At 75.2% G+C, this 13086-nt stretch carries 17 protein-coding genes and 1 pseudogene; 12 read left to right on the top strand and 6 right to left on the bottom strand.

The features are described from left to right. The first annotated feature begins 39 nt into the window (after positions 1–39). Both KIK08_RS22460 and KIK08_RS22455 read left to right on the top strand, forming a co-directional pair. A complete protein-coding gene (locus KIK08_RS22460; RefSeq protein ID WP_214405202.1) occupies positions 40–843 on the top strand; it encodes a PaaI family thioesterase in 804 nt (267 codons plus the stop codon). Positions 844–1108: 265 nt separating this feature from the next. Continuing rightward, positions 1109–1564, top strand: coding sequence for a hypothetical protein (locus tag KIK08_RS22455; protein ID WP_214405201.1), 456 nt, complete (start codon positions 1109–1111; stop codon positions 1562–1564). A 48-nt stretch (positions 1565–1612) separates the two neighbouring features. Here the strand turns inward: KIK08_RS22455 and KIK08_RS22450 are convergent, their stop codons facing one another. Continuing rightward, on the bottom strand, positions 1613–2443 hold the full coding sequence (locus KIK08_RS22450) for a sulfurtransferase (RefSeq protein ID WP_214405200.1): 831 nt from the start codon (positions 2441–2443) through the stop codon (positions 1613–1615). A 241-nt stretch (positions 2444–2684) separates the two neighbouring features. Here KIK08_RS22450 and KIK08_RS22445 point away from each other — a divergent pair, with 241 nt between their 5' ends. The 4 genes from KIK08_RS22445 (at position 2685) to KIK08_RS22430 (ending at position 4518) form a co-directional block, all read left to right on the top strand. Continuing rightward, positions 2685–3545, top strand: a complete 861-nt coding sequence (locus tag KIK08_RS22445; RefSeq protein WP_214405199.1) for a MerR family transcriptional regulator — start codon at positions 2685–2687, stop codon at positions 3543–3545. Next, positions 3542–3901 carry a VOC family protein gene (locus KIK08_RS22440; RefSeq protein ID WP_214405198.1) on the top strand — a complete coding sequence of 120 codons (360 nt, stop codon included), beginning with the start codon at positions 3542–3544 and terminating at the stop codon, positions 3899–3901. The genes KIK08_RS22445 and KIK08_RS22440 overlap by 4 nt, the downstream gene beginning before the upstream one ends. Before the next feature lie 67 nt (positions 3902–3968). After that, positions 3969–4190, top strand: a complete 222-nt coding sequence (locus KIK08_RS22435) for a hypothetical protein (RefSeq protein ID WP_214405197.1) — start codon at positions 3969–3971, stop codon at positions 4188–4190. 19 nt (positions 4191–4209) lie between these two features. After that, positions 4210–4518 (top strand): type II toxin-antitoxin system PemK/MazF family toxin, encoded by a 309-nt coding sequence (locus KIK08_RS22430; protein ID WP_214405196.1) that lies wholly within the window; start codon positions 4210–4212, stop codon positions 4516–4518. A gap of 5 nt (positions 4519–4523) precedes the next feature. On the opposite strand, the gene KIK08_RS22425 is transcribed toward KIK08_RS22430, so the two are convergent. Genes KIK08_RS22425 through KIK08_RS22415 form a run of 3 tightly spaced genes read right to left on the bottom strand, consistent with a single transcriptional unit; the run spans position 4524 to position 7557 of the window. Continuing rightward, positions 4524–6035 carry a tripartite tricarboxylate transporter permease gene (locus tag KIK08_RS22425; RefSeq protein WP_214405195.1) on the bottom strand — a complete coding sequence of 504 codons (1512 nt, stop codon included), beginning with the start codon at positions 6033–6035 and terminating at the stop codon, positions 4524–4526. Then, positions 6035–6571, bottom strand: coding sequence for a tripartite tricarboxylate transporter TctB family protein (locus tag KIK08_RS22420; protein WP_214405194.1), 537 nt, complete (start codon positions 6569–6571; stop codon positions 6035–6037). Before KIK08_RS22420 ends, KIK08_RS22425 begins: the two co-directional genes overlap by 1 nt. Beyond that, positions 6568–7557: a Bug family tripartite tricarboxylate transporter substrate binding protein gene (locus KIK08_RS22415; RefSeq protein WP_408004705.1), complete on the bottom strand. Its 990-nt coding sequence runs from the start codon at positions 7555–7557 to the stop codon at positions 6568–6570. Before KIK08_RS22415 ends, KIK08_RS22420 begins: the two co-directional genes overlap by 4 nt. Before the next feature lie 136 nt (positions 7558–7693). Here KIK08_RS22415 and KIK08_RS22410 point away from each other — a divergent pair, with 136 nt between their 5' ends. From KIK08_RS22410 to KIK08_RS22395, 5 genes and pseudogenes are all read left to right on the top strand, one after another. Beyond that, the gene (locus tag KIK08_RS22410) at positions 7694–9241 is read left to right on the top strand and encodes a sensor histidine kinase (protein WP_214405193.1); all 1548 of its coding nucleotides are present in this window, start codon (positions 7694–7696) and stop codon (positions 9239–9241) included. After that, positions 9238–9912: a response regulator gene (locus KIK08_RS22405; RefSeq protein WP_214405192.1), complete on the top strand. Its 675-nt coding sequence runs from the start codon at positions 9238–9240 to the stop codon at positions 9910–9912. The genes KIK08_RS22410 and KIK08_RS22405 overlap by 4 nt, the downstream gene beginning before the upstream one ends. A gap of 53 nt (positions 9913–9965) precedes the next feature. Further along, positions 9966–10289, top strand: coding sequence for a DMT family transporter (locus KIK08_RS22400; protein WP_214405217.1), 324 nt, complete (start codon positions 9966–9968; stop codon positions 10287–10289). Next, positions 10286–10465: pseudogene (locus KIK08_RS41860) on the top strand (TetR family transcriptional regulator); the annotation flags it as partial. The gene KIK08_RS22400 and the pseudogene KIK08_RS41860, both read left to right, overlap by 4 nt. Before the next feature lie 9 nt (positions 10466–10474). Further along, a complete protein-coding gene (locus KIK08_RS22395) occupies positions 10475–10831 on the top strand; it encodes a TetR/AcrR family transcriptional regulator (RefSeq protein ID WP_308257807.1) in 357 nt (118 codons plus the stop codon). 199 nt (positions 10832–11030) lie between these two features. Here KIK08_RS22395 and KIK08_RS22390 read toward each other — a convergent pair whose 3' ends face one another. Both KIK08_RS22390 and KIK08_RS22385 read right to left on the bottom strand, forming a co-directional pair. Beyond that, a complete protein-coding gene (locus KIK08_RS22390) occupies positions 11031–12200 on the bottom strand; it encodes a serine hydrolase domain-containing protein (RefSeq protein WP_214405191.1) in 1170 nt (389 codons plus the stop codon). A 43-nt stretch (positions 12201–12243) separates the two neighbouring features. Beyond that, the gene (locus tag KIK08_RS22385) at positions 12244–12621 is read right to left on the bottom strand and encodes a hypothetical protein (RefSeq protein ID WP_214405190.1); all 378 of its coding nucleotides are present in this window, start codon (positions 12619–12621) and stop codon (positions 12244–12246) included. Between the two features lie 269 nt (positions 12622–12890). Between KIK08_RS22385 and KIK08_RS22380 the strand changes: the two genes are divergently transcribed. Further along, on the top strand, positions 12891–13086 hold a 196-nt coding region (locus tag KIK08_RS22380), incomplete at its 3' end, for a hypothetical protein (RefSeq protein WP_408004704.1).

Here is a 13086-nt window from a genome sequence, read left to right as displayed (position 1 = left end):
GCCACTGGCCGGCCGGAGATCGGCACGTAGTCTGCGGACGTGACGACGACGCCGTTGGAACGACTGCGGGCCGCGGCGGGCGGGTCGGCCCCGCTGGTGCCGGTGGCCGGGAGCCTGGGCATCACCGTCGACTCCGTCGACGAGGGCCGGATGGTCGCCACGCTGGCCCCCTCGCCCGCCGTGCTGCGCGGACCGGGCCCGGCGTTCGTGATGATCGACATGGTGCTCAGCGCGGTGGTCGCCACCGTGCTGCCCTCCGACCACGCCATCAGCACCCTGACGCTGCACTGGGCCGGTACCCGCCCGTTCCCCGACCCGGCCGGTCCGCTGGTGGCCACCGGCTCGGTCGTGCACCTGACGCAGGACAGCGCGCTCAGCACCGGCGAGCTGACCGACGCCGACGGCGAGGTCGTGGCCACGGTGACCAACCGGTCGGCGCTGCTGCCGCTGCCGCCCGGCGGGCGCGGCGGCGGACGCGCCCAACAGCCCGACCCCGTGGGCTTCGCCGCCCTCGGCCTCACCGGCGGACCGTCGCGGTGGACGGGGGTCAGCGCCCCGGCGCTGTCCAACACGGCGGGCGCCCTGCAGGGCGGCGTCGTCGCGGCCGTCGCCACGCACGCGCTCGACGCTGCGGTCGCCGCGGCCCGCCCGGAGCTGGCCGGCGCGACCTTCGACCTCGACGTCACCTACCTGCGCGGCATCCCGTCGGACGGCTCGGGCTTCGCGGTCGCCGCGCAACCGCTGCACGCCGGTCGGCGGCTGGCCGCGGCCCGCGCCGAACTGCACGACAGCGCCGGGCGCCTCGCCATCCTCGCCTCGTCCGCGCACTGGCGCGGCCGCTGACCGCAACGCCGCCCGGGCCGGTGGCGTTTCACGCAAACCAACTTCGTGACGCAGAGTCGCCAATCTCCGGCGTGTCGCGCGTGATCGTGCGCGTGTCGTCAGCCGAACAGCGGTCGAATAGCCGCGCTGACCGGTGATTCAGGCATCCTGCGGCGGGGCCCGTCGGTCGGCCCGGGTGGGAGGGCGCGCGATGACAACCGGCTACCGACCGGGACCACGAAGACCCGACCCGCTCGGCGGCCCCCCGCCCGAGACCCGGTTCGTCGTGCCCCCGCTCGTACGCCGCGGCCTGCTCGCGCTCGCCCTCATCGGGATCGGCGCCGCCGCCTTCGAGCTGTACTCCGAGCAGCACTGGAACGACCCGATCCAGCTGATCCCCTGGGGCGCGCTCGGCGCGCTCCTGCTCGCCGCCCTGCTGGTCCTGGTCCCCGGTGGCCGCGGCGTCGTGCCGGCCCGCGTCCTGGCCGTGCTCGTGCTCGGCGCCTCGCTCTACGGGGTGGTTCAGCACGTGCTGACCAACCTCGCCACCGGCCCCCTCGACCCCCGCTTCGCCGACACCTGGGCCGCGCTGCCGATCTACGAGCAGATCTGGCTGGCGGCGAGCAAGCAGGTCGGCTCGGCCCCGACACTGGCCCCCGGCGTCCTGGGCCAGACCGCGCTCGTCCTGCTGCTGGCCACGATCAGCGGCCCCCGCACCGGCCGTCACGCCTACCGCCGCTGACAGCGCCCGCCCGCCCGAACGTCAGGGGCGAGAGGTGAGGGGGTGGCGTCAGGCGGGGCCGGTGGCGCGGGGGCGGGACCCGTCACGGCACCACTGGCTCCACGAGCCGACGAACAGCCGGGCCCGGCCCAGGCCGGCGTGCTCGATCGCCAGCAGGTCGTGGCAGGCGGTGACCCCCGACCCGCAGTAGACGACGGCCTCGGGCCCCGCCCCGAGGGCGGCGAACCGGGCGCGCAGTTCCTCGGGTTCGCGGAACGTGCCGTCCGCGGCGAGGTTGTCGCCGTAGTACGCGTTGACGGCGCCGGGGATGTGGCCGGCGATCGGGTCGAGGGGCTCGGTCTCGCCGCGGAAGCGTTCGGCGGCGCGGGCATCGATCAACACCCCGCCCGCCGCGACGTGCGCGGCCACCTCGTCGATGTCGGGGAGCGCGTCCGCGGGCCATGGCCGGGGCTCGCGGTCGACGGTGGGGCGGGCGGTGGCGGGTCCGGTGGCGAGCGGGTCGGTGAACGCACCGAGGCCGCCGTCGAGCAGGCGCGCGTCCTGGCCGAGCAGGCGCAGCAGGTGGACGACGTGGGCGGCGTTGTCACCGTGCTGGCGGTCGTAGGCGATCACCGTCGCGTCCCAGCCGACGCCGAGCCCGCCGAGGGCGGCGGCGAGGTCCTCGGGGGAGGGCAGCGGGTGGCGGCCGTCGCCGGGGCGCATGGGCCGGGTCATGACCTCGTCGCGGACCAGGAGCACGGCCCCCTCGACGTGCCCGGCCGCGAACGCCGCCTCCGCCGACCCCCGGTCGCCCGGCTCGACGTGCAGCAGCACGGCACCCGGTGGGAGCCGGTCCGCGGTGGTGGCCGTGAGGATCGGGTCGGTGCTCGGGGCGGGCATGGGGGGAGTATCGGCCATCGTGGGGCACGGCCGTCGCCGTGACGGCGTCCTGGGCACACGTCGCAGCCCTGGACGTGTTCTCGCAGCCCGCCGGCGGGCTGCGAGAACACCCCTGACGCTGCGCGGACGCCACCACCTCTGTGCGTCACCGTGCACATCACGAGGTTCCCGGCGCCCCGCCGGTCGCGCGCGCAACACCGGCGTTGACCCTCCCCCGGGGGGAGGCCCCAGGATCACCGCCGTGCGCAACCTGCTGTCGATCGGCACGCTGTCCAACGCCTCCCACCTGTCGGTGAAGGCGCTGCGCCGCTACCACGAGATCGGCCTGCTGGTGCCGGCCGCGGTGGACGCGCGCACCGGGTACCGGGGCTACTCGGTCAGCCAGATCACCGAGGCCCGGATCATCCGCAGGCTGCGGGAGCTGGACGTGCCCCTCGACGACATCGCCCGGATCCTGCGCGAGGGCGATCCGGCCACCACCGCGGCGGTGCTCGGCGAGCACCGGGCCCGGATGAAGCTGCGGCTGGAGGAGACCGAGCGGATCGTCTCCGACCTGCAGCGGCTGGTCGACGAGCCGACCGACCTGCACCGGGTGCTCGTGCACGAGCGCTGGCAGCGCGCCGAGCCGATCGTGCGGATCGACACCCGCACGTCGTGGGACGACCTGGCGGAGTTCTTCGCCGTCGCCTACCCCCGGCTGGCCGCCCACGTCGCCCGCCACGGTGGGCGGGTCGTCGGCCCGTCGGGCGCCTCCTACGGCTCGGGGCAGGGCATCGACCTCGACGACGTCGCCGTCTCGGCGTGGCTCGCGGTCGACGGTCCGCTGCCCGCCGACCCGGCCGCCGGCGTCGTCCCCGACCGGCTGCCCGAGACCCGGCTCGCCGTCGCCCTGCACGTCGGCGCGTTCGCGGACATGACCGCCACCTACGGCGCCGTCGGCGCCTGGGTGGCCGAGCACGACCGGGTCGTCACCGGCCCGCTGCAGGAGCTGTACCTGGCCGGGCCGCCGGAGGTCACCGACCCGGACGCCTGGCGCACCGAGGTGGGCTGGCCGGTGGCCCCCGCCGCGGACCCCACCCCCGATGAGAGGAACCGACCATGACCGCCACCCTGGCCAGCATCACCGTCGACTGCGACGACGTCGAACGCGTCGCCCGCTTCTGGGCCGCCGCGCTCGACCGCAAGCTCGGCGAGGACCCGACGCCCTACTTCGCCTCGCTGGCGCCCGCCGAGCCCGCCCAGCCGATCTGGATGTTCCTCAAGGTCCCCGAGCCGAAGACGGCCAAGAACCGCGTCCACCTCGACCTGACCGCCCCCGACCGCGACGCCGAGGTGGCGCGGCTGGTCGAGCTGGGCGCGACCAGGATCCGGGAGGTCACCGAGCACGGCATGTCCTGGGTGGTCATGAACGACCCGGAGGGCAACGAGTTCTGCGTCGCCCGGGCCTCCGACCACTGACGCCCCCGCCTGACCCGTCCCGGTGACATCCCCGGGCGCGTCCCGGCCGGTGTCGTACCCTGGTCGGGTGACGGAGCGCGTCGAGCTGGAGATCGACCCGGGTACGGCGGCGTACCTGCGGGGTCGCGCCGGCCGCCGGGGTGGGTCGCTGGAAGCGGTGGCGGTGCGCGAGTTGCGCCGGTTGGCGCTGGCCGACTCGGCCGAGAAGACGTTCCGCTGGTTCGCCGAGCACCACCCGACGTTCTTCGAGGACGCCGAAGCCGAGCGAATCGCCGCGGGACTGTACTGACGCGTGCCAGGATCTCGCCGTGCACCGCGGCGAGATCTGGACCTACCGGCCAGCGCTGCCCCGGCCGGGGCAGGCGCTGCTGCGGCTGATCCTGAGCACCGACGGCTTCAACGACGACCCCGACCGGCCCGTCGTCATCGGCGCCCAGGTCGTGGGCCATGACCCCGGCGGGCTGCTCAACGTGCGCCTGGGCGAGCAGGGCTGGGTGTCGCTGCCGACGATCGAGGCCGTGCTGCGCTCCCGGCTGGACCTGTGCGTGGGCGAGGCGACGGCGGAGCAGATGTCCGCCGTCGCCGCCGCGCTCAGCGCCATGCTGGACCTCGGGTAGAGGGGTCAGGACCCGACGAGGTCCTTCCGCTCGGTGTCGTCGCGGGTCATCCGCCTGCGCACCACCGGGACCACCAGCAGCGCCACGATGATCAGGTAGATCGCGATCGACAGCGGTGTGGAGACCAGCGTCGCCCAGTCGCCGTCGGCGATCTGCAGTGCCCGGCGCAGCTGCAGCTCGGCGTCCGGGCCGAGGATCACCCCGATGATCGCCGGCAGCACCGGCAGCCCGTAGCGGCGCATCAGGAACCCGACCGCCCCGATCACCAGCAGCACCACCAGGTCGACGGGCTGCCCGCTCACCGCGTACGCGCCGACGCAGGCGAAGAACAGGATCCCGGCGTAGAGGTAGGGCCGCGGGATGCGCAGCAGCCGCGCCCACAGCGGGGCCAGCGGCAGGTTCAGCGCCAGCAGCAGCACCAGCCCGATGAACAGGCTGGCGATCAGCGTCCAGACCAGCTCGGCCTCGTTGACGAACAGCAGCGGCCCGGGCTGGATGCCGAACTGCTGGAACGCGGCCAGCATGACCGCGGCGATCGCCGTCGTCGGCAGGCCGAGGGTCAGCATGGTGGCCAGTGTCCCGGCCGAGGACGCGCTGGCCGCCGACTCCGGTCCGGCGACGCCCTCGATGGCGCCGGAGCCGAACTCGTCCTTGTGCTTGGAGAGCCGCCGCTCGGCCACGTACGACAGGAACGTGGGCACCTCGGCGCCGCCGGCCGGGATGGCCCCGAACGGGAACCCGATGAACGGCCCGCGCAGCCACGGCTTCCACGTCCGCCGCAGGTCATCGCGCGACAGCCACGGCCGCCCGACCGGGATCGGCGCCTGCGCGGTGCGCCGCAGGTGCGCGGCCACCCACAGCGCCTCGCCGATCGCGAACAGCCCGACCGCGACGATCACCACGTCGATGCCGTCGGCCAGCTGCGGGACGCCGAACGTGAGCCGGGCCTGCCCGGTCAGCGCGTCGAGCCCGACCAGGCCGATGGTGAGCCCGATGGCCAGCGAGGCGAAGCCGCGGACCCGGGAGCTGCCCAGCACCGAGGTGACCGCCACGAACGCCAGCACCATGACGGCCAGGTAGTCCGGGGCGCCGATGTCCACGGCCACGGTGGCGACCAGCGGGGCCAGCACGACCAGCCCGATCACCCCGATCATCCCGCCGACGAAGTGCCCGACGGCCGCCGCGGCCAGCGCCTGGGCGCCGCGGCCCGATCTGGCCATCGGGTTGCCCTCGATCGCCGCGACCACCGACGCGCTCTCGCCGGGGGTGTTGAGCAGGATCGAGGTGGTCGAGCCGCCGAACATCGCGCCGAAGTAGATGCCGGCGAACAGGATGAACGCGCCGGTGGGGTCGAAGGCGTAGGTCACCGGCAGCAGCAGCGCCACCGCCATCGCCGGGCCGATCCCGGGCAGCACGCCGATCGCGGTGCCCAGCAGCACGCCGAGCGCGGCGAACAGCAGGTTGACCGGGGTCAGCGCGTTGCCGAAGCCGTCGAGCAGGGAGCCGAGCACGTCCATCAGAACACCCCCATCAGCGGACCGCCGGGCAGGTCGACGCCCAGCAGGGCGTCGAACACGACCCAGGTGAGCAGCGAGACCGCGGACGCGACGAGCAGGTCGCGCGGGAAGGATCGGGCGCCCAGCACGTACGCGGCGCCGTAGAACAGCCCGGCCCCGGTGAGCGGCCAGCCCAGGATCGGGATGAGCAGCGCGGCGGCCACCACGATCCCGGCGAGCGCGCCGACCGAGCGCAGGTCCGGCGGCGTGCCCAGCTCGACGTCCTCGCCGGCCTCGGCCTCGCCGTGGCCGCCGCGCAGCACGTCGACCGCGAGGAGCGCGGCCAGCACCAGCAGGCCGATCCCGAGGACCGTCGGCACGGCGTGCGGGCCGAGCGGGTCGGAGTCGCTGCCGGCGTCGGTCCCGAGCAGGCTGTCGACCAGGACGAGCACCCCGGCCAGCGCCAGCAGCGCGCAGACGCCCAGCTCGGAGCGCGCACGCCACCAGTCCCGGTCGAACCGGGCCGGCTCGGGCGCCGGTCGTTCGGTGACCCTCATGACGCCAGCCCCAGCCCGCGCAGCACGTCGGCGACGCGGTCGTTCTCCGCGGTCAGGAAGGCGCCGAACCCCTCGCCCGGCAGGAACGCGTCGGTCCAGCCGTTGCGCTGCAGCGCCTCGGTCCACTGCGGGGTGCCGCGCAGCGCGGTGAGCAGGTCGACCAGCTCGGCGCGCGCCTGCTCGTCCAGGTCCGGCGGGGCGACGACGCCGCGCCAGTTGGTGAACTCCACGTCCACGCCCGCCTCCCGCAGGGTCGGTGCATCGAGGCCGGCGACCCGCTCGCCGGCGCTGACCGCGAGCACCCGCAGCTCGCCCGCGGCGATCTGGTCGGCGTACTCGCCGACCCCGGACACCCCGAACGCCACCTTGCTGCCCAGGATCGCGGCCAGCAGCTCGCCACCGCCGTCGTAGGCGACGTAGTTGACGTCCCGCGGGGCCAGCCCGATCGCCTGCGCGATCAGCATCGGGGCCAGGTGGTCGGGGCCGCCCGGGCTGGAGCCGCCGCCGACCGGCACGCCGCCGGGGTCGGCCTTCCAGACGGCGATGAGGTCGTCCACGCTCCGGTACGGCGAGTCGTCGGCGACCACGACGACCTCGCTCTCCTCGGTCAGCCGGGCGACCGGGGTGACGTCGGCCAGCTTGGCCGGCGAGTCGTTGGTGAACACCGCCCCGACCACGCCCAGCCCCATCGACATGACGAGCCGGTCGTTGCCGCTCTCGGTGACGGTGCGGCCCAGCCCGACGGTGCCGCCCGCCCCGGGCAGGTTGAACACCTCGACCGAGCCGGTGAGCCCGGAGTCCTCCAGCGCGGTCGCCGCGGTCCTGGCGGTCAGGTCGTAGCCGCTGCCGGGCGAGTTGGGCACCAGGATGCGCAGCCCGCGCACCTGGGAGCCGTCCCCGCCGCCGCCGGCCGCGCCGATCAGCGGCGGCACCAGCAGCAGCGCGGCCACCGCCGCCACCGCCGTCAGCACTTGTCCGATGCGCACTCCGCACCCCTCCCCGTCGAGGTCGTGGCGGCAACTATGCGGTCGGGCGGGTGCGCTGTCGCGCTATCGACCGCAAACGTCGTTGTGGTCGTTGTGGTCACGCGATGTGGCGGCCGCCACGTGGGACGCTCTCGGCGTGGGAGCGCGGACGCTGGCGCGGCAGTTCCTGACCTGGCAGCTGGCCGTGGTCGCGCTGCTGCTGCTCGCGGTGGCCGGGGTGGCGGCCGTGCAGCAGAGCGCGGCCTTCACCGAGACGCAGGGGCGGCGGATGCTGTCGCTGGCCGAGAACGTCGCGGCCACCGCGGGCGTGCGGGCCGGCCTGCAGGCCCGGCTGCACGACCCGCTGCCGGCGTTCGCGGCCGGCGCGATGAGCGTGTCCGGGGCGGACGGGGTCACGATCGTCGACGCCGACGGCGTGGTCCGCGCCGCCGCCGACCCCTCCGACGTCGGCACCCGCTACCCGGTCCCGGAGGGCGCCGCCCCGGGGCGCGCCTGGGTGGGTGACGTGGACGGGTCGGTGCTGGCCATGGTCCCGGTGATCAGCGACCGGGGGCGGGTCGTCGGCGCCGTCGTCGCCAACGCCGAGATCCCGTCGCTGCTCGCCACGCTGACCGCCGCGCCGGCCCCGGCGGCCGCGCTGCTCGGGATCGCGCTGGTGCTCGGCGTCGGCGGCTCGTACCTGCTGGCCCGCCGGGTGCGCCGGCAGACGCTCGGGCTGGAGCCCGCCGAGATCGTCGAGCTGGTCCAGCAGCGCGAGGCGATGCTGCTGGGGGTCAAGGAGGGCGTGGTCGGGATGGACAGCGCGCACCGCATCACGCTGATCAACGCGGCGGCCCGGGAGCTGCTCGACGTCCCGGCCGACGTCCGCGTCGCGGACCTCGACGACCGCCTGCGCGAGGTGCTCACCGGCGCGGTCGCCGGGGAGGACCAGGTGGTGCTGCGCGGCGACCGGGTGCTGGTGCTCAACCGGATGGCCGTGGACGTGCACGGCGCGCCGGTCGGCGCGGTGGTGACCCTGCGCGACCGCACCGAGCTGGCCACCCTGGAGCACCGCCTCGACGCCTCGCGCCACGTCACCGACACGCTGCGGGCGCAGGCCCACGAGTTCACCAACCGGCTGCACACCATCGCGGGGCTGGCCGAGCTCGGCGAGTACGACGAGGTCCGCCGGTTCGTCGCCGACGTCGCGCAGGGCAGCGAGGGCTGGCAGCGCGAGGTCGGCGACCGGATCGGCGACCCCGCGGCGGCCGCGCTGCTGGTGGCCAAGGCCAGCCTGGCCGCCGAGCGCGGCGTGCAACTGCGGCTGGTGCCCGACGCCCGGATGGCCGCGGTGCCCGGCGACGCGACGCTGTCCACCGACCTGGTCACGGTGCTGGGCAACCTCGTCGACAACGCGCTGGACGCGGTGGCCGCCACCCCGGCCCCGCGCTGGGTCGAGGTGGGCGTGGACGACGGGGTGCGGGTCCGGGTGCGCGACTCCGGGCCCGGCGTCGGGGAAGGGCTGGCGCAGGAGGTGTTCCGGCGGGGGTTCACCACCAAGGCCGCCGCCGAGGGGGAGCGCGGGCTGGGGCTGGCCCTGGCCCGGCAGGTGTGCCTGCGCCGCGGTGGGCGGATCACCGTGCACAACGACCCGGCCGACGGCGCAGGCGCGGTGTTCACCGCCGAGCTGCCGGTGCGCGCGTGATGCGGGTCCTGGTCGTCGACGACGACTTCATGGTCGCCCGGATCCACAGCGCCTACGTCGAGCGGATCGCCGGGTGCGCCGTCGTCGGGGTGGCGCACAACGGTGCCCAGGCCGTCGCACTCGCCGGCGAGCTGCGCCCCGACCTCGTGCTGCTCGACGTCTACCTGCCCGACACGTCCGGTCTCGACGTGCTGCGCGCGCTGCGCACCGGCGCGCCGCACGACCCGTTCGTGCTGGTCATCACGGCCGCCGACGACCCGGCGACGGTCACCGCCGCGCTGCACGGCGGCGCCACCCACTACCTGGTCAAGCCGTTCGACGCGCGGGCGCTGCGCGAGCAGGTCGAGCGGGTGGAGCGGATCAGGGCCCGGCTGTCCGGGCTGGATCGGGCCGGCCAGCACGACATCGACACCGTCTTCGGGGGCCCGCACGGCGCGGCGACCACCCGGCTGCCCAAGGGACTCACCGAGCCGACCGCAGAGCTCGTCGAGCGGGTGCTGCGCGGGCACGACGGCGACCTGTCGGCCAGCGAGTGCGCGGAGCTGGCGGAGCTGTCGCGGGTGAGCGCGCGGCGCTACCTGGAGCACTTCGTGGCGGTCGGCACGGCGACCGTCCGGCTGCGCTACGGCGGCACCGGGCGTCCGGAGCGGCGGTACCGCTGGGCGGGATGACCCCCGCAGAAAGTGCGACACTTGTTCAGATAGTTCTGGACGAGGGGGAGCTCATGGTGTGGGTGCTGCTGGCCGGGGCCATCGCCGCCGAGGTGACGGCGACGATCAGCCTGCGGCTGTCCGAAGGCTTCTCCAGGCCGCTGCCGTCGGTGATCGTGGTCGTCGGCTACGTGACGGCGTTCTGGCTGCTGAGCCTGGTCCTGCAGCGCGGGATGGCGATCGGCGTGGCGTACGCGGTGTGGGCGGCGGCCGGCGTCGCGCTCGTCGCGCTGGTCGGGGCGCTGTTCCTGGGCGAGACGTTGACACCGGTCCAGATCGGCGGGCTGGTCGCGGTGATCGGCGGCGTGGTCGCCCTCGAACTGGGTGCGGCGCACTGACCGCGACCGACGGGCGCGTCGAACGCGGCAGGCGCCGGCGCGAGCAGCTGATCGAGGCCGCGCTGCGGGTCGTCGAGCGCGAGGGGGTCGGCGCCGTCACCCACCGCGCGGTCGCGAAGGAGGCCGGGGTCGCGCCCACCGCCGGCACCTACCACTTCCCGACCGTCGACGACCTGCTGGTCGCGGTGATCACCGCGGGCGCCGAGCGGTTCGCCGCCGGGGCGCGCGAGCGGATGGCCGACGACGGGGCCACGCTGGCCGATCTCGCCGGGCTCGCGGCGCGCTACCTGCGCGAGGAGCGGGGCCGGGCCGTCGCCGAGTACGAGCTGTACCTGCTGGCCGCCCGCCGTCCGGCCCTGCGCCCCGCCGCCCGGCTGTGGGGCGACCTGCTGGCCGAGCTGCTGGCGCGGTGGTGCGACGACCCGGCCGCGGTCCGGGCCGCCGTCGCCGCCTGCGACGGACTGATGCTGCAGGGGCTGATCGCCGAGCGGCCACCGACCGCCGGGGAGATCGAAGCGGTCCTGCGCGACACCCTGTCGTGACCGGGTATCGCGTCGGGTGGTGCCCTCTTCGCAGAGTCTGCATGGTCTTCGCAGGGTCCGTGGCGCCTGCGAAGTCCCCACCACCCCTGCGAAGACGACCCCGCCGCCCGGCCCCCGGTGCTCGCAGCGGGCCGGCGGGTTGCGGCGGCGGCGCTGGGTCTGCGAGGTGGCAGGGGTCCGGGCGGAAAAGGGCGTCCGGCTACCGGCAGGCCAGGACGGCCTGCCACAGGTTCGCCGCCCGCGGGTCGGGCGGGCTCTCGACCACCTTGTTCATCACGTAGCCGAACGCCAGCCCGCTGCCGGGGTCGGCGAAGCCGATGGAGCCGCCGCGGCCCGGGAAGCCGAACGCGGTCGGGCTGTACCAGAACGTCCCGGGGGCGGGCAGGCCGAACCCGAGCCCCACCCGGAACGGCCCCCCGATGACGACGTCGGTGCCCGACCGCTGCTCGGCCACGGCCGCCGCCAGGTGCGACTCGTCGAGGATGCGGTGGCCGTCGACCTCCCCGATCAGCGCGGCGTAGAACCGGGCCAGCGAGCGGGCGGTGGTGGTGGCGTTGCCGGAGGGCAGTTCCGCGGCCCACGCGGCGGGGGTGCCGTGGTCCAGTGCGGGGGTGATGACCTGGACCGACCGCCGCGCCAACGAGGTGGGATCGACCCAGACGGCCAGCGCCTCGCGCATCGGCTCGGGCAGCGCGGTCAGGTCGGTCGCGGACAGGGCGTCCCAGTCGACCGGGTCCTCGACGAGCCGGCTGACCCGGTGGTGCTCGCGTTCGGGGAGGCCGATGTGCAGGTCGAGGTCGAGCGGGGCGGCGATCTCCTCGGCGAGGTACCGGCCGATCGTGCGTCCGGTGGCGCGCCGCATGACCTCGCCGACGAGGAAGCCGTAGGTGAGGCCGTGGTAGCCGCCCCTGGTGCCGGGTTCCCACACCGGGCGCTGCGCGGCCAGCGCCTCGACCACCGGCTCCCAGGCGATCGCCTGCCGCGGCGTCACCGGGGTGTCCAGCACCGGGAGTCCGACCTCGTGGGTGAGCAGCCGGCGCACCGGGACCTCGGCCTTGCCGGCGGCCGCGAACTCCGGCCAGTACTTCGTGACCGGCGCGTCCAGGTCGAGCTCGCCGCGCTGGGCGGCGAGGTTGGCGCAGGCGGCGACCACGCCCTTGGTCGTCGAGTAGACGACCTGCAGGGTGTCGCGCTGCCAGGGGCGTCCGGTGGCGGGGTCGGCGAGGCCGCCCCACAGGTCGACGACCGGTTCGCCGTGCAGGTACACGCCGACCGCGGCGCCGACCTCGCCGTTCTGCTCGAAGTTGGCCGCGAAGGCCGCGCGCACCGGTTCGAATCCGGGCGCGGTGGTACCGCCGATCTCGGGCATGCGTCATCGCCTCTCGTGCGGGATGGGGAGCGGGGAGGGGAGTTCAGTCGCGCCACTTGCCGAGCAGCCAGGCGGCGACCTCGGCGCGGGTCATCTCCGGGTATTCCTCCTGGAAGACGTCGAGCGTGCTCAGGGCCTCGTGCTCAGTGAGGCCGCGGGCGAACGCCTCCCTCATGTACTCCTGGTGGGACGCCGACGGCCGTCCGCCGCCCGTGCCGCGTCCCGGCAGGCCGTTGCGCCACTGCACGACTTCCTCCAGCCGGTCGGGCCGCCAACCGGGTGCCCCGTCGATCTCGACGTCGGGCTCGGGGAAGGGGTGGTCGGAGCCGGCGGGGTGGCGCGAGCGCCACTTGTGCACCGCATGCCGGGTGACGCCCAGCGCCTCGCCGATGCCGACGACGCCCAGGTACCGCTCCGCCATGGGGCTCCGACTCGTCCGGACCGACCTGCGCTGCCGGCCCAGGAGTACCACGCCGACCCGGGTCCCGGGCGACGGCCTCATCACTTCGTCTCTTGCAGAGACGACGTTAGCGGTCGCACGCAATCATCGTCAACGGTAGAGACGAAGTTCTTCGGGTGGACGGTCGTCGCCCGGACCGGCAAGGTGGACAATCGGTCGGGTAACGGACCGGCCGCCTCAGGTGATGAACCAGCGCCCCGCCCTCGCCGCGACTCACCCGGAAGGTCGTCATGACGCGTCCGTTCGCCAGCCGAGCCGATCGGCGCCGCGGCGGACGTCGCCCCGGGCGCGGCGACCACCGCGCCGGCACCGAGCGGGCGGTCGTGATCGGGCCGACCCCCCGCGGTGAGGTCGGCCGCCGCCCCGACCCGCCCGAGCGCGCCGACGACGGTCGCGACGCCGGCGGGCCACCACGGACCCGGGCGG

The organism is Pseudonocardia lacus (assembly GCF_018531445.1).
Taxonomy (GTDB): domain Bacteria; phylum Actinomycetota; class Actinomycetes; order Mycobacteriales; family Pseudonocardiaceae; genus Pseudonocardia; species Pseudonocardia lacus.
The sequence above is the reverse complement of the archived record's forward strand: the minus strand, read 5'-3'. Positions and strand labels throughout refer to the sequence as shown.